Genomic DNA, 25397 nt, shown 5'->3' with positions numbered 1-25397 from the left:
AAGTCACGCATTATGTAGTGAATGGTCAAAAGGCGTTTGTTTTTTTAAAACACCAAATGCAACATGGATTAACTTTCTCATCATAGCAGTGATGATTACCTTTGGTGCCTTGCCAGATGCAAGGAGTCGCTCTTTGAATCGGCCACCCCACTCTGTTCTGTAAATGGTAACCATTGCAGGCATATATAAGGCTTTTCTAATTGATTTATGGCCAACTTTCGAAATCCGTTGCTTCATCTTAACACTGGAACCAGATTCATGGTGACGTGGGTCTAACCCAACAAAAGCAGCAACTTGGCGAGCTGTTTTGAAGTTGTGTGCACCAGCAAGAATGGAGAGGAGAACAGGCACTGTGACTTTCCCAAGTCCCGGTATTGAATCCAAAAGGTCTTTTTTTGCCTTGAGATCTGGATCATCATCAATGACCTGTTTTATTTTCTTTTCAATCTCTTTAAGCTCAGTCTTGAGATGGAGAATAACAGACTCAATGCTGCTTTTTACGGCATCGTTAGCAACATGCAATCGGTTGTTTTCCTGTGAGATCATAGAGATAAGGGCCTCACGCCTTGCAATGAGAGCACGTACTTTTTTGACGGAAAGGGGAGGAGGCGTCCATAATGCTGGGTTTTGATTGGCGCAAAACTCGGCAATAATTCGAGAATCCACAGCATCAGTCTTTGTCCGAATCAACATTGAAGTTGCATATGATTTAATTTGCAACGGATTCATGACAGAGACAGGATGCCCCTTCTGGTGTAGGTAATCAGCAAGATCCTCCCAGTAAACGCCGGTGGCCTCCATGCAAACATGTGGCAATGGCTCAGATTTTTGACGAGCTATCCATGTGCTGAGTTGTTTGAAACCACTGGCATCATTTTTGACAACTTTACTTCGAAATTTACCGTTGGAAAGGCGTAGGGCAACATCCAACTTGGCCTTGGAAACGTCAATACCTATAGCTGTTTTCAAAGAATCCTCCCTGCGTGATCAACCTTGTGAGTGCGGGCTGTCGGTTATACCGAGCCAAAGATACTGTTCGATCTTTCGCTGGAGAAGAAAATCGCTGCATAATCTACGTCACGGGCTTGTGCCCAAGGGTGCGCACGGCATGCGATTTTCTGGATTATTACCGAGTTAAATGTGGCACGACATACATTGCCATAAGTTGCTTGGGGGCCTGGCTGCACCGGAGGTGCTCAGCGTCACCCCATGGTGCCAACTCCAGTCGCCCTTCGGGCTCCTTTCGTTGGCACCATGGGGTGACGCTGAAAGGCCCTGGCCGAATTGCCTCTGAAGCATAGAATGACATAAACGCTAACACAAGGGTGTGCTTGCGCACCATTTGTATGGAAAACCGCCATCTTTTGCTATGTCTATACGGCGTGACGGTCACCCGCACAGGTGGTTTTATGACCGTTACGATTCTTCGGCGGTGCGCAAGCGCACCCTACCTCCCCGGTAACGCGTCCCCCACATAAAAATACGATTGCGCACCCTTTACATTTTACACAACCTGTCTGTCTCACTTTTCAAGAGCTTGGCCCCCGGCAGGGCCACCGAAGGCAGGCTTTTGGCAACCACATTGACCGTTGGGTTGTATCAAGCCCCTTGGTGGTCGTACAGGTGGCAGGCCACTTCATGGTCCTGGCCTACCATCAGGTCAGCCGGCACCTCGGCTGCACAGCGTTCCATGGCATGGGGGCAACGGTTCCTGAACCGGCAACCCGAAGGCAGCTCCATGAGCCCGGGCACCTGGCCTGTGATGGTTTCAAGGCGGGTTTTCCTCGGGGAATCGAGCCGGGGCATGGAGGCTAGGAGCCCCTTGGTATACGGATGCTTGGGGTCCGAGAAAAGGGTCTTCACAGCAGCCCGTTCCACCACCTTGCCTGCGTACATCACCACCACGTCGTCGCACTGCTCGGCAATAACGCCCAAATCGTGGGTAATGAAGATCACGGACATGCCCATGGAGGTACGGATGTCCCGAATCAAATCGAGGATCTGGGCCTGCACCGTGACATCCAGGGCCGTGGTGGGCTCATCGGCGATGAGGATGGAAGGCGACAGGGCCAGGGCCATGGCAATCATCACCCGCTGGCGCATCCCGCCGGAGAGCTGGTGAGGATAGGCGGACAGGCGACTTTCGGCATCGGGAATACCCACGGCCGAAAGAAGGCGCACCACCTCGGCCTGCAACTCTTTTTTTCCCATCTCGGGCCGATGAATGCGCAGGGGCTCGGAGACCTGTTTGAAGAGGGTGTGGACGGGGTTCAGGGCAGCCATGGGTTCCTGAAAGACCATGGCCACGGAAGCACCCCTCACCGTCTGCATGGCATCGGCCGAAAGACCCAGAAGGTCGGTGCCGTCCAGCACCACCTCCCCTTCTTCGATGCGGGCCATGGGGCGCGGCAGAAGGCGCATGACGGATAGGGCTGTCACGCTCTTGCCGCAGCCTGATTCTCCCACGATCCCCAGGGTGCGCCCTCGGGTCAGCTCAAAGCCCACCTTGTCAACGGCCCTCAACACACCGGCCTCGGTGTCAAAGGCCACGGTGAGCCCCCGCACCGAGAGAATGGGATCGTCCGCCTGCCGAAGATCGTCTGCCATGCTTATCCTTTCGGCTTGAAGGTCTCGTCGATGATGGTCACCGGCTCAAATGCCTTTTTCTTTTTCATGGCCTTCTTTGTCTCCTCGTGGCGCGCCTTGTCGTACCAGAGCACACTGTCGCCAAAGGGGTCGAAAAGGTCGTTGGAGTGCTTGGTGCCGGGGGGCTCGGGCAGCCGCCACCAGCGCCAGTACGCCTGCCGGAAATAGGGCACCATCATGGTGGGCACAAAGTTCGCCTGATCGTGGAGCATACGCTGGATTTTCCGGGAAAGGACCTTGCGCTCCTCTTCGTCCAGGGAGTTGTGGTAGCGGTCGATGACCTCGTCCAGTTCCTTGTTGTCTGTGTTGGTGATGTTGTTGGTCTGGGGCTTGTGGGCGTTGTCCGAGTGGTAGGTCTGCCAGTACCTCGGATGAAAGCTGGTGGACCAGGCCATCATGGCCACGTCGTGTCGTTTCTCCAGAAATTTCTTGAAGGCCGCAGAGTTGTCCAGCTTCTGGAGGCGAATCTCCACTCCGGCCTTCTTTGCTTCTTCCTTGAGCACCACAAGCCGCTCGGTGATCTCATCAAAGGAGTAGCTCACCTCCACGGAGAACCGCTTACCCTCCTTCTCCCAGATGCCGTCGCCTCCCCGGGCCCACCCCGAGGCGGTCATGCACTCGGCCACCTTGCCGATGTCGTAGGGGCGCGCTTCGATGCTCTCGTCCGTGTACTCCCCGTATCCCTGGTAGGCCTGCTTCAGGCGGAAGTAGTCACCCCGAAGCACTTTTTTGATCACCTTGTCCACGTTCATGGCGTAGGCAAAAGCCAGACGCACGTTACGATCCTTGAAGATCTCCCGGTCCTCGTTGAGGTAAAAGCCCTGGGGCGGGCGCCTGGTGTCGTTGAAAAACCAGATCCGCTCCACATACCCCTTGTTTACCACGTCGGTGTCGCTCTTGCGGTACCAGTATTTGGGATAGGTGATGCGGAAGGTGTCGAAGCGCCCTTTGCGGAAATACTCCCACTGGGTGTTGTAGTCCCGCACCACACGGAAGATCACCTTGTTCACATTGTACCGGCCCTTGGTGTAGTGGAGGTCCTTTGCCCACCAGTCCTTTTTCCGGGTAAAGACCACCTCCTTTCCTTTTTTAAAGGAGCTGATCTGGTACGGGCCGGTGTTGGGAACAATCTTCCAGTTGTACCGGGCAACAAAATCTTTACCGAGCTTGCCGTAATAATGGCGCGGGGTGGGTGAAATGGTGAGCTTCAAGTGTAGATCCGGCTCCGCCCTGGTGCTCACCACCGCCAGGGTGTGGTCGTCGTAGACGATGACCTTTTCGATCTCCTCGGTGTAATAGCGGTTGTACCAGGGCGCCACGATATCCTTGGACCGCATGAACTCCATGGTATAGACAAAATCCCCGGCCGTCACCGGCACCCCGTCGGACCAGCGCGCCCTGGGGTCGAGCTTGAAGTACATGGTCTTCTTGTCGTCCCCGAAGGCCCAGTGGGTGGCCAGGGCCGGGATAATACGCTCGGTATTGGGGTGAAGCGCCACCAGGCTCATCTGGTTGGCCCCGATGTTGCTCCGGAAGCTGCCGTTGGAATCCGGCCCCACGGTGCGGAAGGTCAAGGGGTAGCTGGCAATGGCACTTCGAAACACCCCGCCCTTCACCGCATCTGGGGAGGCAAAGACCGGGTCCTCATGGTTGGTCAGCCACGTTATCCCCTCGGGCAGGGTTTCGCCTGCCAGGCAGGCTCCCCCCCACACCAAAAAAGCCAAAGTCAAAACGATGAACCGAGCCATCACCTGTTGTCGCATTCTGTTCTCCTGATAAAAATAAAAACCTCCGGGCTCGCCCACACGCCGCCCGCCCCTTTCGCCTTTCGCCTTTCGCCCTTCGCCTTTAGCCTTTAGCCTTTAGCCCTTAGCCCTTAGCCCTTAGCCCTTAGCCTCCCCCATTCCCCCGTTTTTCCTATCACCTGTTTTCCCTATAACCAGCGTGCCCCCTCACCCTCGGCACAATCACACCATTCACCACCAACTATTCACCATTCACTACTGACTACTCACCATTCACTATTCATAATATGTATACATCTTCGGATCAAACGCCTCCCTCACCGCCTCTCCCACAAAGGTGACGGTGGTGAGCACCACGGTCAAGGCCACGATGACCGCCCCGGCAATCCACCAGGCATCCATGTTGGCCCAGCCCTGGTTGAGCAGCTCCCCCCAGCTCGGGGTGGGCGCGGGCAGGCCGAAGCCCAGGTAGTCCAGGGAGGTCAGGGCAACGATCCCTCCAGACACGGAGAACGGGGCGTAGGTCACCACCACGGCCAGGGTGTTGGGCAGGATGTGGCGAAAAATAATCCGGCTCCGGGAGGCGCCCATGGCCCGGGCGGCCAGGACGTACTCGCGCTCCCGTTCCCGATAGGTCATGGTGCGCATCACCCAAGTCATGCCCATCCAGCTGAACAATGCCATGAGGATAATAAGGGTCCAGAAACCCGGGGTCATCACCGAGGCGATGATGATCACCACATACAAAAAGGGCACGTTGGACCAGATCTCAATGAGTCGCTGGACAAAGAGGTCAAAGCGCCCCCCCAGGTACCCCATGAGGCAGCCCACTCCCACCCCGACCCCGTAGGTCACAATAAGGAGCCCAAGGGCAAAAAAGATGGCCGTTCGAAAGCCATAGACCAGGCGGGCCAGCACATCGCGGCCCACGGTGTCCGTGCCCAGAAGGTGCCGCCCTTCTATAGCCGGGGCAAAGGGCGGGTAATCCCCCTCCTTGAGGTCGGTCTCAAGGGGATTCCAGGGAATGGGGGGCATGATCACCCACCCCGTCCCTTCTTCTTCAAGATGCTCTTTCAGCTTCCGGTAGTTGGTCTCGTAGCTGTAATCCAGGCCGAAGTCGCTGCCCGGCACCATGGCCCCGTAGGTGGGAAACACAAGGTTCCCGTTATAACTCACCACCAGGGCCCGGCTGTTGACCCACAACTCGGCCCCCACGGCCAGCACCAGGAGGATCATCAGAATCACAAAAGACCAGAACCCGCGCTTGATGGAGCGGAATCGTTTGAGCTTTCGTATGGTCAGGGGATTAAGCGCCATCATTCGAAGGTCACCCTTGGGTCGGTTAAGGCCACGCAGATATCCGACAGGATATTGCCGATGAGAAAAAGCAGGGAGGAGATCACCAGCACCCCCAGCACCACGGGATAATCCCGCTCCACCACGGATTCGTAGCCGAGGAGGCCCATGCCGTCAATGTTGAACACCTTTTCAATTAAAAAGGAACCGGTGAGGATCAGGGAAATGTTGCTGCCGAAACTGGTGGCAAGGGGAATGAGGCTGTTGCGAAGCGCGTGACGGAACACCGCCTTGCGAAAGGGAAGGCCCTTGGCCACGGCTGTGCGCATGTAGTCGGCGGCCAGGTTGTCCATAAGGGTGTTTTTCATGAGCATGGTCATGACGGCAAAGGAGCCCGCCACATAGGAGATCACCGGCAGCACCGTGTGCCACACCACGTCCTTCACCTTTCCCCAGGCATCCAGCTCGTCGTAAAAGTCCCCCACAAAGCCCCCCAGAGGGAAAAACTCCCAGCGTGCCGCAAAAAGAAGGAGAAGCAGCACCCCGATGACCCAGCCGGGAATGGCGTAGCCTGTAAAGACGAGAAGGGAGGAGATGTTGTCGAACCGGCTGTTGTGGCGCACGGCCTTGGCCACCCCCAAAGGGATGCACACCCCGTACACCAGCACCAGGGAGATGAGCCCGAAGTAAAGGGAGATGGGGAGTCGGTCCAGAATCATGGAAAGCACCGGGTCGTAATACCGCGTGGAAGTTCCCAGGTCACCGGTCACCACCTTACCCAGCCAGGAGGCATAACTCTGGAGCAGGGGCTTGTCGAACCCATAGTACCGCTTGAGTTCCTCAATCTGGTCCTCGGACAGGGGCTGACTCTGATCCCCTGTGACCATGCCCGTCTGCTGAGCCCGCGCCTCGGCAATCATCCGCTCCACGGGCCCCCCCGGCACAAACCGGGTCACAGCAAACACCATCACCGTGATGCCGAGAAAGGTGGGGATCACCAACAACAATCGCCTGATAAAGTATGCTTTCATCGATGCCTTTTATTGAAAAATTGCCTCCGGCGGCGAGGTGTGCCACCTCGAAAGCGGGTTGCAAATGCTCCGAGCCCTCGTTCCTCGGCCACGTCACATTCGCCGACAGGCTGCGCCTGTAAACCGAAACGGGTGGTATGGCTGACGTCGCCACGACCTTATAATGTTCTGGAGCGCCGCACTCCCGTGCGGCTTTTTGTCTTCCCGACAGGGCCACGCAGGTGCAAAAGCAGAACATAAGCCCTGTTTACGAGCGTCATACGGCCACTCAAAAAAGCAAAGTCGCCACCCCGGACTTACCAGAGAAGCTCCACCTCGCCCCACACCTTGATGTCAAGCCGGTCGTCGGTGCGGCATTCGCCGTCGAGCATCCAGCGGACAGGCCCGTTTTCCGAACGGATGGTCACCTGCTCGGCCGGGGCGGAGTAGTGCATGGCGTCATGGGGAATGTCGCGGCCGGTCCAGAGCCTGGGAATCTGACCCACGATCTGCATGGGGGAAAGGGAGCAGGCCATGAAGTGAAAGGCGCCCTTGCGCTCATAGGCTCTGGGGGTTGCCCTGCAGCCCATGCTGATGTCCTCCACGGTGCAGCCCAGGATGATGCTGAACTCCGTCTCGGGCAAGGGCTCTCCATCCACCTCTACGATAAGGGGCTCGGGCTTGAACATCTCTTTGGCGTAGCCGGTGCCTGCAAGGGTGCTACCTGCAATCTGGAATCCCATCTTCACCGCCTGCACCGGCCCCTGGCTCGGGGCGTCGTAATAGGCATCCAGGAACCTCACCACCACGGCAGCCCCGGACATGAACCCCAGGTGTCCGTTTGCGCAGAGGACCTGGTTCTTCATGCGGGTCAGGGGGCCCTGGTCTTTGAGCCCCTTGACCACCTTGCTCAAAATGGACTCAGGCGTCCCCTTGATGCCCAGGCCGCCCGCCACGGTGTTCATGGTGCCGCCGCGCATCACCACAAAGGAAGGCAGGGGGTTCTCCTTATAGATATCGGCAAAAATGGTCATGGCCATCTGAAGTGAGCCGTCGCCCCCGTTGACCCCCACCACTTTGCACCCTGTCTCCAGGCAGTGCCTGGCCACATCATGGACCGCCTCCACGGATCGGGTCTGGTGAAGGGTGCCGACACCCTCCAGAATCTTTGCCAGCCGCTCGGCACGCTCGGGTCGTTTTCGGTTCTGCTTGGCGTTGGGATTATGAATGACTGAAATCACGGGTCTCGTTTCCTAAAATTGTATTTAAGGTATAAAAAAAATCGCAATACACGGCTTGAAATGCGAGGTACCTCTGCCCGCGACAATGGGATGTCGCGTCACGACGCGATGCGTACAGGCTGTCGGGAATGCTTGCTCCGGGATGCCAGAGGGGAGGGTGCAAGTCTCCTGATTCTTATCAGAACTTTCGGCCCCGTGCCCAGATCTTTTTTTTCTGAACCCCGTTCCACTCCACTTTACATCTCATCAACTGCACTTTTCTTTTACACGGTTAATCGCATATAATCATTAAATAATTTGTAACAAATTTTGTTTTTTCCCTTGACTATTCGACCAAAAATTGTAGTCTTACAAAAGTAAAGTGGATGTAATGTGCACCAAACACCCAAAGGCTTGGCATGAGCGCATTCAGAGGCACCTCGAATCACACGCTGGACCCCAAAGGGAGACTCATCATCCCTTCGCGGTTCCGATCCGTCATCAAGGCGGGACGGGAGGAGTGCGTGATGGTGACAAAACTGGACGGGGCCCTCTACGCCTACACCATGGAAGAGTGGGACATTTTTGAGACCAAGCTGCGCAAAGCCATGGGCAAGCACATGAACAAGATCCGGCGTTTTATCATCGGCAGCGCCCAGGCGTGCTCCCTGGACAAACAGGGGCGTATACAGATCCCCAAAGACCTCCGGGACTATGCCGACATCCGGCCCGAAGGAGAGGTCACCCTCGTGGGCCTGGTAGAACGCTTCGAGATCTGGCAATCAGACAAACTGAAAGACGAGCAGGACGCCATCGAAGAGCTGCTCCAAACCGACGAAGCTCGTGACGAGCTGATGGAACTGGGACTTTAGATCCAAATGGATTTCAAACATATATCCGCCATGCCCCGAGAGGTCATGACCGCCCTTGATCCCAAACAGGGCGGCACCTTTGTGGACGGTACCCTGGGCGGGGGGGGCCACTCGGCACTGATCATCGATCGCATCATGCCGGGGGGCCGGTTCATCGGGATCGATCAGGACATGGACGCCATACAAAACGCCCGGAAACGATTCTCCGACCACGGTGAGAGCGTCACCCTTGTCCACGACAATTTTGCCAACATCGCCGCCATCCTCACGGACTTCGGCGTAAGCGGCGTGGACGGGATCCTGGTGGACATCGGGCTCTCGCAGCACCAGCTTGAAGGCAGCGGCCGAGGATTCAGCTTCATGCGGGACGAGCCCCTGGACATGCGCATGGACGCCCGGGGTGACACCACCGCCGAAGACCTTGTCAACACGCTCCCGGAAAAGGAGCTGGCAGATATCATCTTCAAATACGGGGAAGAGCGTTTCTCCCGGGGCATTGCCAGGGCCATCGTTAAAAAGCGCCAGGCATCGCCCATCACGACCACGGCGGAGCTTGCCGACATCATCCGTTACGCCATGCCGGCCAAGGCGGTGGCCAAGCAGAAGATCCATCCGGCCACCCGAAGTTTCCAGGCCATCCGCATCGCCGTCAACCGCGAGCTGGATCGGCTGGAGCGGTTCATGGATGATTTTCTGGGGCTCCTCAACCCCGGCGGCAGGCTGTGCGTTCTCTCCTTTCACTCCCTGGAGGACCGCATCGTCAAGCAGAAGATGAAGGAGCTGGCCACCGGATGCACCTGCCCGAAACAGTTCCCCATCTGCACCTGTGGAAACGAGCCGAAGGTCAAGCTCCTCACCCGCAAGGCCGTTCGACCCGCCGACGACGAAGTGGCGGACAATCCCATGGCACGCAGCACACGCCTCAGGGCCTGTGAAAAATTGTAACGCTGGGGCAGGATGATTTGCTTGACCGCCCCTGAGCGCACGTTGCCGAACCCCGGCCTCACCCTCTGACGGACCTGTCCCATGAGCCGAAAAAAGTTTTTGATCTCCCCGGCCATGCAACTGGCCGTCCTGCTGTTTCTTGCGGTGCTGCTGGCGGAAGGGTTCACCTACACCTGGGTACGTAGCAGGTGCCACCTGACCAACCGCTCCATCGCCTCGGAGACGATCCTGAACCAGAAACTGGTCAAGACCCGAAAACGTCTCAAGGTCGAGCTGGCGCACCTGAAATCACCCCGGCAGATCACGGGCAGAGCCCGGAAGGAACTCGGCCTGAAGCGGCCCACCCAGGACCAGATCCTCCGGCTGAAAAGTCCGCAGTAGGCCGTCGGAACCAGCAAACAAGACAAAGCAAGCAAGTAAAACGGCCTTGATTCCTTATTTTTCAAGCCCGTCAAAACCATAGAGGAAACCATGCCCGCACACACCGACACCACCATCAAACGCGTCAAAGCAAGGGGGACCCTGCTCGCCCTTATGTTTGCCGCGGGGTTTCTGGTCATTGCGACACAGGCGGTCTCCCTGCAGGTCCTCAAACAGGGGTGGCTCAGCCGCAAGGCTGAGGTTCGGTTTGCCCGGTCCGACAAGGTCATGGGCAAGCGAGGCACCATCAGCGACCGCAACGGCCGCCCCCTTGCCGTGAGCATCGCGGCCAAGGCCATCGGGGTCTACCCCAGAAAGGCCGCCGCCATCGACAACGTGCCCCGGGCGGCACGGCAGATCGCCTCGGCCCTGAAAATGAGCCGCAAAGAGGTGGAACGCGCCCTGCGGCATCCAAAGTACAACTGGATCAAGCGCCCCGTCTCCCCTGAAATGGGCGCGGCTGTAGCTGCCCTGAAGATTCCCGGCGTGGAGGTCCACCCGTTCCACAAGCGGGTCTACCCCAGCATGGAGCTGGCAGGCCAGCTCATCGGCGCCTCCAAGATCGACGACATCGGCGGACGCAACGGGCTGGAGTACCGGTACAACGACATCTTAAGCCCCACCACCGCCAACCGCACGGTTAAGTGGGACGGCACGGGCAAGCCCGTGGACATCGAGTCGGCCCCCATCGAAAAGATCAGCGGGAGCAATCTGGTCCTCACCATCGACGCCAACATCCAGGACATTGCCGAATCCGCCCTGAGGGACGCGGCCGTCACCCACAAGGCCTCCTCGGGCATGGCCGTGGTGATGCGACCCAAAACCGGCGAGATCCTGGCCATGGCCAACTACCCGGGCTTCAACCCCAACAACTTCGGCGCCTTCAGCGGGGAGACCCGGAGCAACCGCGCCGTATCTGCAGATTTTGAACCCGGATCCACCATGAAGGTCTTTGTGGTGGCCGCGGCCCTGGACTCGGGCAAGGTGAAGCGCTCCAGCATTTTTTACTGCGAGAACGGGGCCTATGATATCGGCGGATTCACCTTCCATGACACCCACGAGTACGAATGGCTCAGCCTTGAGCAGGTGATCAAGTTTTCCAGCAACATCGCCGTGGTGAAGATCTCCGAGATCATCGGCAAAACCGCCCTGTACACGGCGTTGAAAGACTTTGGCTTCGGCCAGAAGAGCGGCATCAACCTCAACGGGGAGTCCCGTGGCATCCTCACCAACGCTTCCAACTGGAACCGGGTTGAGACCGGGGCCGTGGCCTTTGGCCAAGGGGTTTCGGTGACCGCCGTCCAGCTGGCCACTGCCTACTCTGCCCTGGCCAACGACGGCATGCTGGTGAAACCCTGGATCGTCAAGGAGGTTGTCTCCCCCAACGGTGAAAGAGAGAAGGCCTTTTCATCCCCGGGCCAGAAACGGATCATCACCCCGGAGACCGCCCGGTTCGTAAAAAAAATCATGGCCTCGGTCACCGAAGAGGGTGGCACCGGGGTCAAGGCGGCCCTCACCGGCTACACGGTGTGCGGAAAAACCGGCACTGCCCAGAAAATCGGGCCGGACAAGCGCTATTTCAAAGACCGGTACATCGCCTCCTTTGCGGGCTTTGTCCCCATGAAGAACCCTGAGCTGAGCATTGTGGTCGTCCTGGACGACCCGAGAAGCGGCGGGTACTACGGCTCCACCGTGGCCGGTCCCGCCTTTCGAGAAATTGCATACAAAACCCTGGACTACCTGCATGTTGCCCCGGAAACCGAATCCATTCCGGAGAAACTGCTTCTGGCCTTGAAGAGCGAGGAGAAGAAGTGACATTATCCTGCCTCACACATAATATAGGAGACCTGCTGGCAGCCCCGCTGCCCGAGGCGGACCCGTTGGTATCCGCCGTTCAGTACGACTCCCGAAAAGTAACCGAAGGCGCCCTGTTCGTGGCTGTTCCCGGAGAGGCGGTGGACGGCCACCGCTACATTCCGGAAGCCATTGAGCGCGGGGCCGTGGCCGTCCTCGGAGAGATTCCCCACGACGACCTTTCCGTCCCCTACATCCAGGTCACCGACTCGCGCAAGGCCCTTGCGCTGATCTCGGCAACCTTTTACGAGAACCCGGCCGACAGGCTCACCCTCGTTGCGGTCACCGGCACCAACGGCAAAACCACCGTGGCTTATATTATGGAGAGCATCTTTGCTGCCGCAGGCCACTCCGCCGGGGTCATGGGCACCATCAGCACCCGTTTCTGCGGAAAAGAAGAAGCCAGCGCCATGACCACCCCCGAGTCCCGGGACATTCAGGACACCCTGGCCCGCATGGCGGCAGCCGGGGTCACCCACGCCGTGATGGAGGTCTCCTCCCACGCCCTGGCACTGGACCGCGTGGCCGGATGCGCCTTTGACACAGCCATCTTCACCAACCTCACCCAGGACCACCTGGATTACCACGGCACCATGGAGATCTACGGCGAGGCCAAGCGCCAGCTCTTCGAAGGGCACCGAAAAGAGGGCGGCGCCGCTGTCATCAACATGGCCAACGAGCACGGACGCCACCTGGCCGAGACCCTCTCAGGCAAAGTCTTCCCTGTGGGAGGCGACACCGGGGCCCTTACCGCCGACCGCATCGAGGTGGCCATCGACGGCATCAAAGGCGAGTTCGTCACCTCCGAGGGGCGTACACCCTTTGCCTCCGGAGCCACGGGCCGCTACAACATGGAGAACATTCTCTGTGCCGCAGGGGCCGCCCTTTCCGTAGGCATCCCCATGGACGCCGTGGTGCGAGGGGTTGCCGCCTTCAAGGTGCCGGGACGCCTGGAGCGCGTGGACACCCCCTGCGGGCGTCACCTTTTTGTGGATTACGCCCACACCCCGGACGCCCTTGAAAATGTCCTGTCCACTCTTCGGCACCTCGTGCCGGGACGCCTCATCTGCGTGCTGGGATGCGGCGGGGACCGGGACCGTACCAAGCGCCCCCTGATGGCGGGCATCGGCGCGGCATACAGCGATCTTGCCGTCCTCACCTCGGACAATCCCCGGAGTGAAGCACCCGAAAAAATTATCGAAGACATGGTTCCGGGTATAGACGGGGAAACAAGTTTCAGGTATGAACCTGAGCGTCTCTCAAAGGATTTTTCCCGAAAAGGGTACGTGGTGGTTGTCGATCGCCGCGAGGCCATCGGCCTGGCCGTGGCGTCGGCCCGACCCGGAGACACCGTGCTGGTGGCGGGAAAGGGTCACGAGACCTACCAGATCATCGGCGGCAAGCGACTCGATTTTGACGACAGGAAGGAGGTTCTGAAGGCGGTTGAAGACAGAAGATAGGTCATACCCGATGCCCTGGAGCACGGGGGATGTCCTGGCGGCCACCGGAGGTGAACTGGCCTTCGGAGACCCGGACGCCACCCATGCGACCATCTCCACAGACACCCGATCCATCGGTAATAACAGTATTTTTGTCGCCCTCAAAGGCGAATCCTTCGACGGACACCGGTACATCGGCGTGGCCGTGGACAAAGGCTCCAGCTGCATCGTGGCCGCCTCATCCGCCATGGAAGGGGTGGAGACCGGAGGCTGGAAAGCCGCCGGTGTGTCCCTGGTCCTGGTGGACGATACCCTCGCCGCCCTGGGCCGCCTCGGCCGGTTCAACCGAGACCGAAACCACGTCCGCCTCATCGCCATCACAGGCTCCAACGGCAAGACCACCACACGGGCCCTCACGGCCTCGGTCCTGGCGGTTCGCCATGGGGTCCACGCCACCCGCGGCAACTTCAACAACGAAGTGGGCCTGCCCACAACCCTGTTGCGCCTTGCTCCCGAGCACCGCTGGTCGGTGGTGGAGCTTGGCATGAACGCCCCCGGGGAGATGACCCGCCTGGGCCACATCTGCCGGGCCGACATCGCCGTCATCACCTGCATCGGGGAGGCTCACCTGGAAGGGCTGGGCACCGTGGAGCAGGTGGCCGAGGCCAAGGCCGAGCTCCTGGACACCCTGGAGAGCGACGCCGTGGTCATCCTCAACGGGGACGACCCGCACTTAAGAAAGCTCGCTTCAGACCGCGGGCTCTCTCCCGTCTGGTACGGTTTCTGTGAGGACGCCCATGTCCGGGCCGAGGAGATCACCTGGGAGGAAGGCCTCCAGCGCTTCACCCTCTGCCACAACGGGGAGAGGGTCCGGGCCGCCATTCCCCTGGCCGGGACCTTTATGGTACAAAACGCCCTGGCGGCGGCAGCCGCCGGAATCCAGGCGGGGCTTTCCCTCACCGAGATCGCCCGGGGCCTTGAGGCAGCCACCTTTGAACCGGGCCGTCTCACCATCCGGGAGACCCAAACGGGCATCCACGTCATCGACGACACATACAACGCCAACCCCCTCTCCATGGGGGCGGCCCTCAGCACCCTCTCCCGCCTCAAGGAAGGCCACCGGGCCCTGGCGGTTCTGGGAGACATGCGCGAGCTCGGTAAGGGAGCCCCGGGCTTCCACCGCGAGCTGGGCAGAAAAGCCGCGGAGTCGGGAGTGGCAGGCCTTTACGCCTGCGGCGACTTCGCAGGGGAGATCAGGCTGGGCGCCCTGGAGGCAGGGCTTTCGGACCATTGTATTTACACAGGCACGAAAGAGGCGCTCCTGGAGCGCATCTTACACGATATCCACACAGGAGACTGGGTCCTTGTCAAGGGATCCCGCTCCATGGGCATGGAACAGATCGTCACCGATCTGCTGTGCAGGTAGCAGGACGTTATGATTTACAACCTTCTTTATGGTCTTTATGGGGACATCTCGTTTTTCAACCTGTTCCGATACATCACCTTTCGAACCATTTACGGCACCATCACGGCCTTTCTCATCTGCTTTCTCATGGGCCCCTGGCTCATCAACAAGCTCCGGAGGCTCCAGATCGGACAGTACATCCGGGAGTGCGGGCCGGAAAGCCACCTGGGCAAGGCCGGCACCCCCACCATGGGCGGGGTGATGATCCTTCTGGCCATCATCGGCTCCTCCCTGCTCTGGGCGGACATCAAGAACCCGTATGTCTGGATCGTCCTGCTGGCCGCCGCCGGCTTCGGCCTCATCGGGTTTACCGACGACTACCTGATGCAGATCAAAAAGCGCAGCAAGGGCCTCTCCGCCCGGGGGAAATTCACCCTCCAGGCCCTTCTGGCCCTTCTCATCGGGTGGCTGGTCTACAGCTCTCCGGGTTTTTCCACCACGGTAACGGTGCCTTTCCTTAAAAACGTGCAGCCGGACCTGGGCTTCGGATACATCTTCTTTGCCGCCTTTGTCATCGTGGGGTGCTCCAACGCCGTAAACCTCACCGACGGCTTAGACGGCCTGGCCACGGGTCCCATGATCATCGCCAGCATCACCTACATGGTCTTTGCCTATGTCTCGGGCCACGCAGGGATTGCCGAGTATCTCCAGATCCCCTTTATCAAGAACGGCGGGGAGATGGCCGTCCTCTGCGGCGCCACAGCCGGTGCCGGGGTGGGCTTTCTCTGGTTCAACTCCTACCCGGCCCAGATTTTCATGGGGGACACGGGCTCCCTGCCCCTGGGGGCTATCCTCGGGACCATCGCCGTCATCACCAAGCAGGAGATCCTGCTGGTCATCGTGGGGGGGCTCTTTGTCATGGAGGCCCTCTCCGTTATCATCCAGGTCACCTACTTCAAGCTGACGGGGGGCCAGCGGATTTTCCGCATGGCACCGCTTCACCACCATTTTGAGCTCAAGGGCTGGCAGGAACCCAAGGTTATCGTCCGGTTCTGGATCATCTCCGCCATGCTGGCCCTTCTGGCCGTCAGCACGCTCAAGATTCGATAGGAGTCACCATGAAGCTTTCCGGTAAACACATCGTTGTGGTGGGTCTGGCCCGTTCCGGGGCCTCCATCGCCCGCTTCCTCACAGAACGCGGGGCCAGCGTCGTCATCAGCGACGCCAAGTCCAGGGAAGCCCTGGGCGACCTGCCTGCAGCCATGGAGGCCGAGGGGATTGCCCTGGACCTGTCAGGGCACACGCCCCATCTCTTTGAATCCGCGGACCTGGTGGTGTTGAGCCCAGGCGTGCCCCACACCATCGCCCCCATCAAGCGGGCCCGTGAGATGGGCGTCTCCGTGGTGGGAGAGATCGAACTGGCCTCCCGGTTCATCGAGGCCCCCATGCTGGCCGTCACCGGCACCAACGGCAAAACCACCACCACGGCCCTGCTGGGCGAAATGCTCGCCGCCTCGGGAAAGAAGGTGTTCACCGGGGGCAACATCGGCACGCCCCTCACCGAGTACTTACGGAAAGACGACCCCGCCGAGGTGGTGGTGGTGGAGGTGAGCAGCTTCCAGCTCGACACCATCGAAAGCTTCAGGCCCCATGTGTCGGTACTCCTCAACATCACCGACGACCACCTGGACCGCTATCCAGACTTTGACGCATACAAGCGCTCCAAGGGGCGCGTCTTTGAAAACCAGCAGCAGGACGACGTGGCCATCCTCAACACCGCCGACGACCATGTGGCCGATATCGGACGGATCCTGCAGAACCGCAAGCTCACCATCGGCGGAAGCGGCCCCAATGCCGCGGCCGTCACACGGAATCAGGTGACCATCCGCACCCCGGGGCTCCCTGAGGTCAAGATCGACCTGTCGAAATCGTCCCTGGTGGGAGCGCACAACCGCCAGAACATTGCCGCAGCGGCCCTGGCCGCCCTGTCGGCCGGTGCCACCCCCGAAGGGGTTCAGGAGGCCGTGGATAATTTTCAGGGCCTGCCCCACCGCATTGAGTACGTGGACACCGTCTCCGGGGTCAAGTTTTACAACGACTCCAAGGCCACCAACATCGATGCCGTGGAAAAAGCGGTCACCGGCTTTGACGACCCCATCGTGGTTATCATGGGGGGACGCCACAAGGGAGGCCATTTCTCCGCCCTGTCCGGCGCCCTGAAGAAAAAGGCCCGGGCCATCGTGGCCATCGGCGAGTCAAAAAAAAAAATCGTTTCCGACCTGGCCCCCTGCATCAAAACGGTTGAAGCAGGGGACCTGGACGATGCGGTGAGCAAAGCCTTTTCCAAGGCCCGGAGCGGGGACGCGGTGGTCCTCTCCCCGGCCTGTTCCAGCTTTGATATGTTTACCAACTACAACGAACGGGGCGACAAGTTCCGCGAATCGGTCCACCGACTGAAAGCACAACATGGCTAACGATAAGGAAACAAGGCATTACGGTCTCTACGACCCCTGGCTTTTCTACACCACGTTTACCCTGGTGGGGCTGGGCCTGCTGATGATTTTCAGCGCCACGGCCCAGAGCAGCAACGGGCTGTTCTACCTCAGGCGCCAGGTCCTCTTTGTGGTGGCAGGCACCATCACCATGGTTGTTGCCAGTCGAATTCCTTACCGATGCTGGAAAAAAATTGCCGTTCCGTTTATGTTAGTCACCTTGGGCCTGGTCATTGCCACCCTGTTCCCGGTGATCGGCCACAAAATCAAAGGGGCCTCCCGCTGGATACGCATCGGCGGATTTTCCATACAGCCCACGGAATTTCTCAAGGTTGCCCTGGTGATGCTCCTTGCCGCCTCTTTGAGCAAAAAGGGCGAAAAGGTCCGCCAGTTTGAGATCGGGGTCCTCCCCCACCTCATGCTCCTGGGGGCCATTGCCCTCATCGTGAACTTCCAGCCGGACTTCGGCACCGTGGTGGTCCTCTGCGCCGTCACCTGGATCATGCTTTTTCTGGGAGGTGCCCGGCTCCTGCACATCGTGGCCCCCCTGGTGCCGCTGGCCATTGTCCTGACGCTCTTTGTCACGGGGGAAGGCTACCGCATGGCGCGCATCAAGGCCTTCATGGACCCCTGGGCCGTGGAGAAAAACGGGGGCTACCAGGTGACCCGGTCCCTCATGGCGTACGGCTCCGGAGGCATCACCGGCAAAGGGCTCTCCAACAGCGAGCTTAAGCTCAAGCACCTGCCGGAGTGCCACACCGACTTCATCTTCCCCATCCTGGGGGAAGAGCTGGGCCTCATCGGGGTCCTTTCCGCCCTGGGCATCTACGTGTTGCTGTTGACCCGGGGCTTCCTGGCGGCCATGCGCTGCCCGGACATGTTTGGCTGCCTGCTGGCCGTGGGAATCTGCGCGGTCATCGGGCTACAGATTATTATCAATCTTGCGGTGACCATGGGCATGCTTCCCCCCACGGGACTCACCCTTCCCCTCATGAGCTACGGGGGAAGTTCACTGCTTTGCACCATGACGGGCATCGGTATCATCATGAACGTGGCCCGGGAGGAACCGCATGCTCGCTAAAAAAGAGTGCCGCCTCGTGGTGGCCGGAGGGGGCACCGGCGGCCACCTGTTCCCGGGCATTGCCATTGCCAAGGCCTTCTGCCGAAAAAAGCCCGGCACCAGAGTGCTGTTCATCGGCACGGACAAGGCCTTTGAAAAAAAATGTGTCACCCGGGAGGGATTTCACCATACGGCGGCAGGGGCCTCGGGCATTAAGGGCCTGGGTCTGAAGAAAAAACTGGCCGCCGCCGTCAAGCTGCCCCTGTCCGTTGTCGGCTGCATGATCAAGTTGATCCGCTTTCGTGCCGATGCGGTGGTGGGGGTGGGAGGCTTCTCCTCCGGTCCCGTAATCCTGGCGGCCTGGATTTTGAGGCGGCCTGTGGTGCTTCACGAACAGAACTCGGTCCCCGGCATCGCCAACCGCCTGTCGGCCCGGTTTGCAAAGAAAATATACCTGACTTTCCCGGGAAGCGCGGCGTGGTTCCCGGAAGAAAAGTGCATCCTCTCCGGCAACCCGGTGCGTGAAGAGATCCTGGGCATCGAGCCCTCCCAAAGGGACACCGCATCCCCCACCCTGCTGGTGGTGGGCGGATCCCAGGGCGCCGTGGCCCTTAACCGGGCCGTCACCGAGGCCCTGCCCCGGCTCAAGGCCATGGGGCTCACCGTCATCCATCAATGCGGCGACGCCGATGTGGAGCGGGTGAAAACCTGTTATGGCGAGGCCGGTGTCAACGGAGAGGTCCTGGCCTTCATCGACAACATGTCCGGGGCCTATGCCCGGGCCGACCTGGTCCTCTGCCGGGCCGGGGCCACCACCCTGGCGGAGCTGACGGCCATCGGAAAAGGCGCTGTGCTGGTGCCCTTCCCCCACGCCACGGACAACCATCAGGAGATCAACGCCAGGTACCTTGAAGACAACGGCGCGGCCCGCATGATCCTGGAAGCGGACCTCACCGGAAACGGGCTGGCCGATCTCCTTGAAGAGCTGCTGGACAACCCGGAGGCCCTTGGGGCCATGGATCAAAACGCAAAAAAACTGGGGCATCCCGACGCCTCGGAACACGTGGCCGAGGGCATCCTCGACCTCACAAAAAAAACGACCTGACCCCCATCATCTGAGTACAACGGGGCAAACCATAAGCAGGACTGTGCATGTACCAAAAGAAATACCATATTCACTTCGTGGGCATCGGCGGCATCGGCATGAGCGGCATCGCGGAAATTCTCGTTCGCCTGGGTTACACCGTCACCGGCTCCGACCTTAAAGCCTCGGCCAACACCAGGCGCCTGGAAGAGCTGGGCTGCAAGGTCGCCATCGGCCACGCCGCCGAGAACATCGGCGATACCGACGTGGTGGTCACCTCCTCTGCCGTCAACGGGAAAAACCCTGAAGTGGCGGCCGCAAAAAAAAGCGGCATCCCCATCATCCCCAGGGCCGAGATGCTGGCCGAGCTCATGCGCCTGAAGTACAGCATCGCCGTGGCCGGGGCCCATGGCAAGACCTCCACCACCTCCATCACGGCGGCCATCCTGGAAAAGGGAGGGTTCGACCCCACGGTGGTCATCGGCGGCGTCCTGAAAAGCAAGGGCACCAACGCCATGCACGGCCTGGGGGATTTTATCATTGCCGAGGCCGATGAGAGCGACGGGTCGTTTTTGAAATTCTCCCCGTCCATTGCCATCATCACCAACATCGACCGGGAGCACCTGGACCACTACGGCAGCCTGGCCGCCATCAAGAAGGCCTTTGTCCAGTTCACCGAGCGGGTTCCCTTTTACGGGCTCTCCATCCTCTGCATGGACAACGAATCCGTGCAGGAGATCCTGCCGGAGCTCACCGGCCGCTACACCACCTACGGTCTCAACACCCGGGCCGATTACCAGGCCAGGGGCATCTCCTTTGAGGGGAGCCGCAGCACCTTTTCGGTCTATCATCACGACGAGCTCTTAGGGGAAATTACCCTCAACCTTCCCGGGGTACACAACGTCTCCAACTGCCTGGCCGGCATTGCCGCCGCCCGGGAGATCGGCATCGACTTTCCCATGATCAAGTGCGCTCTGGAGAACATCGAAGGGGTCAAGCGGCGCCTGGAGAAAAAGGGAGAGAAAAACGGGGTCATGGTGGTGGACGACTACGGGCATCACCCCACGGAGATCAAGACCACCCTTCTGGCCGTGCGGGAGAGCTGGCCAGAGAAACGCATCGTGGCCGTGTTCCAGCCCCACCGGTACACGCGGACCCGGGACCTCTTCGATGAGTTCACCCGGGCCTTCTACAACACGGATACCCTGAAGATCCTGCCCATCTACGCGGCCAGCGAAGAGCCCATCGACGGCGTTGACAGCCGAAGCCTGGGGGAGATGATCGAAAAACGCGGCCATGAAGACGTGGGCTGCTGCAACAGCTTTGACGAGGTTCTGGACAACCTGGAAGAGACCCTGGAGGAGGGGGACATCCTCCTGACCCTGGGCGCAGGCGACGTCCTCAAGGTGGGTGAGATGTACCTGCAGCGGGAAGATGCCTGATCATGGCCGCCCTGGACCCCATAGCCGCCCTCTCCGCCCTCTATCAGGGCGTGCTCAAAAAAGGGGAGCCCATGGCCCGCCATACCACCTTCAGGACCGGAGGCCCTTGTGACCTCTACCTGGAGCCCGAAAGCCTCGACGACCTGCGCATCGCCGTGGCCTTCCTCACCCAGCAGGGCATGCCCCTCACCGTGGTGGGGGGCGGCAGCAACCTGCTGGTCCGGGACAAAGGCATCGAAGGAGCCGTCATCTCCCTGGCCGGGCTCGACACCCAGGTCACCGAAACCCGGGAGGGGGAGTCGACCATCCTGACGGTCCCCGCAGGGTCAAAAACCCAGCACCTTTGCCGGTATGCCGCGATGAACGGCCTTGAGGGGCTCACCTTTGCCACGGGGATTCCCGGTACCTTGGGCGGGGCCCTTGCCATGAACGCAAGCACCGACCCCAAGGGGTTTGGGTCCATTGTGGACGCCTTGACGGTGGTGGACATCTCTGGAAAAATCCGGAGCGTGCCGCGCAGCGCCCTTGAAATCGGCTACCGCCACCTTGCCATTGACGGCAAAACCCGCCATGATGATGGGTTTCCCATCATCGTGGAGGTGAAGCTCCGGCTCACTTCCGGGGACAGCGACGCCCTGGTGGCCCAACGGGAATCCCTTCTGGCCCGACGCAAGGCAAGTCAGCCCGTGGGCCAGGCCAGCGCCGGATGCTTTTTCAAGAACCCGGAAGGCGGCCCTTCAGCGGGCAAGCTTATTGACGATCTGGGCCTCAAGGGAGAGGCCGTCGGAGGAGCGAAGGTCTCCGAGCTGCACGCCAATTACCTGGTCAACGCAGGGGGCGCCACCACCGCCGATATTCTGGAACTGGCGGCACGTATCAAAGAGAAGGTCCAGAAGGCCCACGGCATAACCCTGGAAGAAGAGGTGACCCTTGTCGGCAGGGAAACGTAAACCAGCCAAAAAGAACCGCTTCGTGGTACCTGAAGCGGTCCGCCTGGAGAGGCGGCGCCAGAGGCGCCGGGCCTTCCTCTTCGGGACAGGGCTTCTCTGCCTGGCCGCCGTGTGCAGCGCCCTGTGCGTGGTCTCCTACGCCTGGCTGACCCAGACCCCCTTGTTCAAGGCCCGGTTCGTCATCGTCTCGGGCAATCGGGTGGTCACCCACGGGGCGGTTCTGGAGACGGCGGGGATTCACAACGGGGACAACATCTTCGGCATCAACCTGGATGTGGCCCGAACACGCCTTGTGGCCCATCCGTGGGTGGATACGGCGTCCGTCATCCGGGAGTTTCCCAACCGGATCATCATCCGGGTCACCGAGCACACTCCGGTGGCCGTGGCCGAGATCGGTCACCCCTACCTGGTGAACAACCGGGGAGAGATTTTCGAAAAGAGCAGCAAGGCCTTTGAGGGCCTTCCCGTCTTCAAGAACCTGAAGCGCGGCAGCCTGCCTTTGGCCGACGGTGCCTCCGCAAACCGCAGCGGCACCGTCCACAGGGAGATCAAGGAGCTTATTCCCCTGCTGGACAGCCTGACCCGAAAGGGGAGCCGTTTTGTCATGACCGGTGCCGTGGCCGACCCGGACACCGGCCTTCGCCTCCTCACCGAAGGGGCGACCCAGAGCATCGACCTGGGATTCGGCCACTATGAGAAAAAGATCAAGCGGGTAAACGAACTCTTTGCCCTTCTGGAAAAAAAAGTGAACCTTACCGCTGTTGCCGCCATCGACGTCAGTGACCCCAACAGCGTTGTTATCAAACCGGCAAAAAGTTAAAGGAGGATGCCCATGCAGGCACATGAGGATATTATTGTCGGCCTGGATATCGGCACAACAAAGATCTGTGCTGTTGTCGGGGAACGCTCAGGGGACGACGTGAACATCATCGGCACCGGCACCCACCCCTCCATCGGGCTCAACAAAGGGGTGGTCATCGACATTGAGGCCACGGTGGATTCCATCAAAAAAGCGGTGGAAGAAGCAGAACTCATGGCCGGTTGCGAGATATCCTCCGTCTATGCCGGAATCGCGGGCGGGCACATCACCAGCCTCAACAGCCACGGCGTCATCGCCATCAAGGGGCGCGAAGTGACCCAGGACGACGTGGACCGCGTCATCGAGGCGGCAAAAGCCGTTTCGATCCCCATGGACCGTGAGGTGATCCACGTGCTCCCCCAGGAGTACATCGTCGATGACCAGAAAGGGGTGCACAACCCCATCGGCATGACCGGCGTCCGCCTGGAAGCCAAGGTGCACATCGTGGTGGGTGCGGCCTCCTCGGCCCACAACATCATTAAGTGTGCCAACAAAGCGGGCCTGGATGTCAACGACGTGGTCCTGGAATCTTTGGCCTCGGGCAGCGCGGTCCTCACCGACGAAGAGCGGGACCTGGGCACCGCCCTCATCGACATCGGAGGCGGCACCACGGACCTGGCCGTCTTCTCAGGCGGCAACATCCAGCACACCTTTGTGCTGGCCATCGGCGGCCTGCAGCTCACCAACGATATCTCCATCGGCCTTCGGGCGAGCAAGAACGACGCCGAAAAGATCAAGCTCAAGTACGGCACCTGCCTGTCCAGCGCCGTCTCCCCCACGGAGACCATCGAGGTGCCGGGCATGGGCGGCCGCGAGCCCCGCAGCATGCCCCGCCAGGTACTGGGAGAGATCCTGGAGCCCCGCGTGGAAGAGATCTGTGCCCTTGTGAAGCGTGAAATCTTCCGGGCCGGCCTTGAAAACCAGATCGCCTCGGGCATCGTCCTCACCGGGGGCTCGTCCCTCCTGGACGGCATGACCGAGGTGGCCGAAAGCATCTTTGACCTGCCCACCCGCCTTGGCAAACCCCGCCAGATCGGCGGCCTGGTGGACATCGTCAGCAACCCCATGTACGCCACCGGCGTGGGGCTCGTGCTCTACGGCACCGAGAATCAGGTGGAGAAGAAGTTCCGCATCCGGGACGACAACATCTTTCAGCGGGTCACCACCCGCATGAAAAAGTGGTTTTCCGACGTGATGTAGGGGATAGGATGCCGCCCGGCACAGGGCGGTGACCGATACATCCGTTCGACATACAGCAAGCTATTTCTGATCTGCCGTTTCCATCGGAGCCCTGCCGGGCGTTGGCGAGGCTCCGGGCGGGGAGACGGCATAACAAAGGACCAGTAACCGATGATGAACAAGAGTGGAGGTGGGAGATGAGTTTTTCTTTTGTAGACAGTGACAAGTCGGCAAAGATCAAGGTTATCGGAGTCGGGGGTGCCGGAGGCAACGCGGTCAACAACATGATCGAGGCCAGCCTGCACGGCGTGAAGTTTATCGTGGCCAACACCGATGCCCAGGCCCTGGAAAATTCCAAGGCCGAAACCAAAATCCAGATCGGCGGAAAGCTCACCGAGGGTCTCGGGGCAGGCGCCAACCCGGAGCTGGGCAAGCAGGCGGCCCTTGAAAACGTAGACGCCATCCGTTCCGCCCTCCAGGACAGCCACATGGTCTTTATCACCGCAGGCCTCGGCGGCGGCACCGGCACCGGAGCCGCCCCTGTGGTGGCCCAGATCTGCAAGGAGCTGGAGATCCTCACCGTGGCCGTGGTCACCCGGCCCTTCTCCTTTGAGGGCAAAAAACGCGCCCGCCAGGCCGACCTGGGCCTGGAAGAGCTCAGAAAGCACACGGACACGGTCATCACCATCCCCAACGACCGCCTGCGAAGCATCGCCGAGAAAAAGGCGACCATGATCGACATGTTCCGCAAAGCCGATGAGATCCTCCACCACTCGGTGAAGGGCATCACCGACCTCATCATGATGCCCGGCCTCGTCAACCTCGACTTTGCCGACGTGCGCACCACCATGCGCCGTGCCGGCCTTGCCCTCATGGGCATCGGCATCGCCTCCGGGGAAAACCGTGCCCGGGAAGCGGCCCAGAAGGCCATTGCCCACCCGCTTCTGGAGGACATCTCCATCCGTGGCGCCAAGGGCGTGCTCATGAACATCACCAGCGGCCCGGACCTCACCCTGGATGAAATGACCGAAGCCTCGGACTTCATCCACGACCAGGTGGGAGAAGACGCCGAGATCATCTGGGGTCAGGCCATCGACGAAGAGATCGGCAACGAGATGCGCATCACCGTCATTGCCACGGGCATCGGCGAAGAGGGCGACGCCCCTTCCGTGGACCTGCCCAAGCGCAATCTGGATGCCATTGAAAAACGGGGAAAGGTGCGTGACCTCACCTTGAACGAGCTTGAGCTCAACACCCACACCCTGGAGGAGCCTGCCTACGTGCGCCACAACATCCCTGTGGGAAGCACCCAGGGCACGGCCGTGTCCTCAGCCGCGGGGCTGACCATCAACGCCGAGGAAGATCTGGACATCCCCACCTTCCTCCGCAAAAAAGCGGACTGATCCGCTTCCGCAACCCACGTCTGCGCCGGGGTCTCCCCACCCTGTGACGCGCAACCCGGGAGTGCGCTTACGGAAC

At 60.1% G+C, this 25397-nt stretch carries 21 protein-coding genes; 15 read left to right on the top strand and 6 right to left on the bottom strand.

Translation table 11 applies throughout. The annotated features are described in order from the left end of the window. Positions 1-3: 3 nt before the first annotated feature. From ACOYW0_RS18165 to ACOYW0_RS18140, 6 genes are all read right to left on the bottom strand, one after another. Positions 4-969, bottom strand: a complete 966-nt coding sequence (locus tag ACOYW0_RS18165) for an IS110 family RNA-guided transposase (protein ID WP_482415217.1) — start codon at positions 967-969, stop codon at positions 4-6. 630 nt (positions 970-1599) lie between these two features. Further along, the gene (locus ACOYW0_RS18160) at positions 1600-2607 is read right to left on the bottom strand and encodes an ABC transporter ATP-binding protein (RefSeq protein ID WP_482415216.1); all 1008 of its coding nucleotides are present in this window, start codon (positions 2605-2607) and stop codon (positions 1600-1602) included. A 2-nt stretch (positions 2608-2609) separates the two neighbouring features. Continuing rightward, positions 2610-4409 (bottom strand): extracellular solute-binding protein, encoded by a 1800-nt coding sequence (locus tag ACOYW0_RS18155; RefSeq protein ID WP_482415215.1) that lies wholly within the window; start codon positions 4407-4409, stop codon positions 2610-2612. Positions 4410-4667: 258 nt separating this feature from the next. Continuing rightward, positions 4668-5711: an ABC transporter permease gene (locus ACOYW0_RS18150; protein WP_482415214.1), complete on the bottom strand. Its 1044-nt coding sequence runs from the start codon at positions 5709-5711 to the stop codon at positions 4668-4670. Then, positions 5708-6718 carry an ABC transporter permease subunit gene (locus ACOYW0_RS18145; protein ID WP_482415213.1) on the bottom strand — a complete coding sequence of 337 codons (1011 nt, stop codon included), beginning with the start codon at positions 6716-6718 and terminating at the stop codon, positions 5708-5710. The genes ACOYW0_RS18150 and ACOYW0_RS18145 overlap by 4 nt, the downstream gene beginning before the upstream one ends. Positions 6719-7014: 296 nt before the next feature. Then, positions 7015-7938: a diacylglycerol/lipid kinase family protein gene (locus ACOYW0_RS18140; RefSeq protein WP_482415212.1), complete on the bottom strand. Its 924-nt coding sequence runs from the start codon at positions 7936-7938 to the stop codon at positions 7015-7017. Between the two features lie 398 nt (positions 7939-8336). On the opposite strand from ACOYW0_RS18140, the gene mraZ reads away from it, so the two are divergent. From mraZ to ftsZ, 15 genes are all read left to right on the top strand, one after another. Then, positions 8337-8789, top strand: a complete 453-nt coding sequence (mraZ, locus tag ACOYW0_RS18135; protein ID WP_482415211.1) for a division/cell wall cluster transcriptional repressor MraZ — start codon at positions 8337-8339, stop codon at positions 8787-8789. A 6-nt stretch (positions 8790-8795) separates the two neighbouring features. After that, positions 8796-9734, top strand: a complete 939-nt coding sequence (rsmH, locus tag ACOYW0_RS18130) for a 16S rRNA (cytosine(1402)-N(4))-methyltransferase RsmH (protein WP_482415210.1) — start codon at positions 8796-8798, stop codon at positions 9732-9734. Positions 9735-9815: 81 nt separating this feature from the next. Continuing rightward, positions 9816-10115 carry a hypothetical protein gene (locus ACOYW0_RS18125; RefSeq protein ID WP_482415209.1) on the top strand — a complete coding sequence of 100 codons (300 nt, stop codon included), beginning with the start codon at positions 9816-9818 and terminating at the stop codon, positions 10113-10115. A gap of 90 nt (positions 10116-10205) precedes the next feature. After that, complete coding sequence (locus ACOYW0_RS18120) at positions 10206-11969, top strand: peptidoglycan D,D-transpeptidase FtsI family protein (protein ID WP_482415208.1); 1764 nt, start codon at positions 10206-10208, stop codon at positions 11967-11969. Continuing rightward, a complete protein-coding gene (locus ACOYW0_RS18115; protein WP_482415207.1) occupies positions 11966-13468 on the top strand; it encodes a UDP-N-acetylmuramoyl-L-alanyl-D-glutamate--2,6-diaminopimelate ligase in 1503 nt (500 codons plus the stop codon). The genes ACOYW0_RS18120 and ACOYW0_RS18115 overlap by 4 nt, the downstream gene beginning before the upstream one ends. A gap of 10 nt (positions 13469-13478) precedes the next feature. Next, entirely contained in the window at positions 13479-14873 is a 1395-nt protein-coding gene (locus ACOYW0_RS18110; RefSeq protein WP_482415206.1) for a UDP-N-acetylmuramoyl-tripeptide--D-alanyl-D-alanine ligase, read from the top strand. A gap of 9 nt (positions 14874-14882) precedes the next feature. Beyond that, complete coding sequence (gene mraY / locus ACOYW0_RS18105; protein ID WP_482415205.1) at positions 14883-15962, top strand: phospho-N-acetylmuramoyl-pentapeptide-transferase; 1080 nt, start codon at positions 14883-14885, stop codon at positions 15960-15962. Positions 15963-15970: 8 nt separating this feature from the next. Continuing rightward, positions 15971-17326 carry a UDP-N-acetylmuramoyl-L-alanine--D-glutamate ligase gene (murD, locus tag ACOYW0_RS18100; RefSeq protein WP_482415204.1) on the top strand — a complete coding sequence of 452 codons (1356 nt, stop codon included), beginning with the start codon at positions 15971-15973 and terminating at the stop codon, positions 17324-17326. Beyond that, positions 17319-18425, top strand: coding sequence for a putative lipid II flippase FtsW (gene ftsW, locus ACOYW0_RS18095; RefSeq protein WP_482415203.1), 1107 nt, complete (start codon positions 17319-17321; stop codon positions 18423-18425). The genes murD and ftsW overlap by 8 nt, the downstream gene beginning before the upstream one ends. After that, the gene (murG, locus tag ACOYW0_RS18090; RefSeq protein ID WP_482415202.1) at positions 18415-19509 is read left to right on the top strand and encodes an undecaprenyldiphospho-muramoylpentapeptide beta-N-acetylglucosaminyltransferase; all 1095 of its coding nucleotides are present in this window, start codon (positions 18415-18417) and stop codon (positions 19507-19509) included. The genes ftsW and murG overlap by 11 nt, the downstream gene beginning before the upstream one ends. Before the next feature lie 47 nt (positions 19510-19556). After that, positions 19557-20930, top strand: a complete 1374-nt coding sequence (gene murC, locus ACOYW0_RS18085) for a UDP-N-acetylmuramate--L-alanine ligase (RefSeq protein ID WP_482415201.1) — start codon at positions 19557-19559, stop codon at positions 20928-20930. A 2-nt stretch (positions 20931-20932) separates the two neighbouring features. Then, positions 20933-21880: a UDP-N-acetylmuramate dehydrogenase gene (gene murB, locus ACOYW0_RS18080; RefSeq protein ID WP_482415200.1), complete on the top strand. Its 948-nt coding sequence runs from the start codon at positions 20933-20935 to the stop codon at positions 21878-21880. A gap of 22 nt (positions 21881-21902) precedes the next feature. Then, the gene (locus ACOYW0_RS18075) at positions 21903-22700 is read left to right on the top strand and encodes a cell division protein FtsQ/DivIB (protein WP_482415199.1); all 798 of its coding nucleotides are present in this window, start codon (positions 21903-21905) and stop codon (positions 22698-22700) included. Between the two features lie 12 nt (positions 22701-22712). Further along, positions 22713-23939, top strand: a complete 1227-nt coding sequence (gene ftsA / locus ACOYW0_RS18070) for a cell division protein FtsA (RefSeq protein ID WP_482415198.1) — start codon at positions 22713-22715, stop codon at positions 23937-23939. 176 nt (positions 23940-24115) lie between these two features. After that, positions 24116-25321 (top strand): cell division protein FtsZ, encoded by a 1206-nt coding sequence (ftsZ, locus tag ACOYW0_RS18065; protein ID WP_180136708.1) that lies wholly within the window; start codon positions 24116-24118, stop codon positions 25319-25321. The last annotated feature ends 76 nt before the right edge of the window (positions 25322-25397 follow it).

The sequence above is a fragment of the Desulfoluna sp. HI9BLuna genome (assembly GCF_056829775.1).
Note: the sequence above shows the minus strand (reverse complement) of the source record. Positions and strands in the feature narration are given on the sequence as shown.

Bases quoted from the DNA above. Each gene is read 5' to 3' on its own strand.
- ACOYW0_RS18145 (WP_482415213.1), bottom strand. From the start codon at position 6,718: ATGAAAGCATACTTTATCAGGCGATTGTTGTTGGTGATCCCCACCTTT.
- murB (WP_482415200.1), top strand. From the start codon at position 20,933: ATGGCCGCCCTGGACCCCATAGCCGCCCTCTCCGCCCTCTATCAGGGC.
- mraZ (WP_482415211.1), top strand. From the start codon at position 8,337: ATGAGCGCATTCAGAGGCACCTCGAATCACACGCTGGACCCCAAAGGG.
- ftsW (WP_482415203.1), top strand. From the start codon at position 17,319: ATGGCTAACGATAAGGAAACAAGGCATTACGGTCTCTACGACCCCTGG.
- ACOYW0_RS18150 (WP_482415214.1), bottom strand. From the start codon at position 5,711: ATGATGGCGCTTAATCCCCTGACCATACGAAAGCTCAAACGATTCCGC.
- murC (WP_482415201.1), top strand. From the start codon at position 19,557: ATGTACCAAAAGAAATACCATATTCACTTCGTGGGCATCGGCGGCATC.
- murG (WP_482415202.1), top strand. From the start codon at position 18,415: ATGCTCGCTAAAAAAGAGTGCCGCCTCGTGGTGGCCGGAGGGGGCACC.
- ACOYW0_RS18125 (WP_482415209.1), top strand. From the start codon at position 9,816: ATGAGCCGAAAAAAGTTTTTGATCTCCCCGGCCATGCAACTGGCCGTC.
- ftsZ (WP_180136708.1), top strand. From the start codon at position 24,116: ATGAGTTTTTCTTTTGTAGACAGTGACAAGTCGGCAAAGATCAAGGTT.
- mraY (WP_482415205.1), top strand. From the start codon at position 14,883: ATGATTTACAACCTTCTTTATGGTCTTTATGGGGACATCTCGTTTTTC.
- rsmH (WP_482415210.1), top strand. From the start codon at position 8,796: ATGGATTTCAAACATATATCCGCCATGCCCCGAGAGGTCATGACCGCC.
- ACOYW0_RS18155 (WP_482415215.1), bottom strand. From the start codon at position 4,409: ATGCGACAACAGGTGATGGCTCGGTTCATCGTTTTGACTTTGGCTTTT.
- ACOYW0_RS18110 (WP_482415206.1), top strand. From the start codon at position 13,479: ATGCCCTGGAGCACGGGGGATGTCCTGGCGGCCACCGGAGGTGAACTG.
- murD (WP_482415204.1), top strand. From the start codon at position 15,971: ATGAAGCTTTCCGGTAAACACATCGTTGTGGTGGGTCTGGCCCGTTCC.
- ACOYW0_RS18160 (WP_482415216.1), bottom strand. From the start codon at position 2,607: ATGGCAGACGATCTTCGGCAGGCGGACGATCCCATTCTCTCGGTGCGG.
- ACOYW0_RS18120 (WP_482415208.1), top strand. From the start codon at position 10,206: ATGCCCGCACACACCGACACCACCATCAAACGCGTCAAAGCAAGGGGG.
- ftsA (WP_482415198.1), top strand. From the start codon at position 22,713: ATGCAGGCACATGAGGATATTATTGTCGGCCTGGATATCGGCACAACA.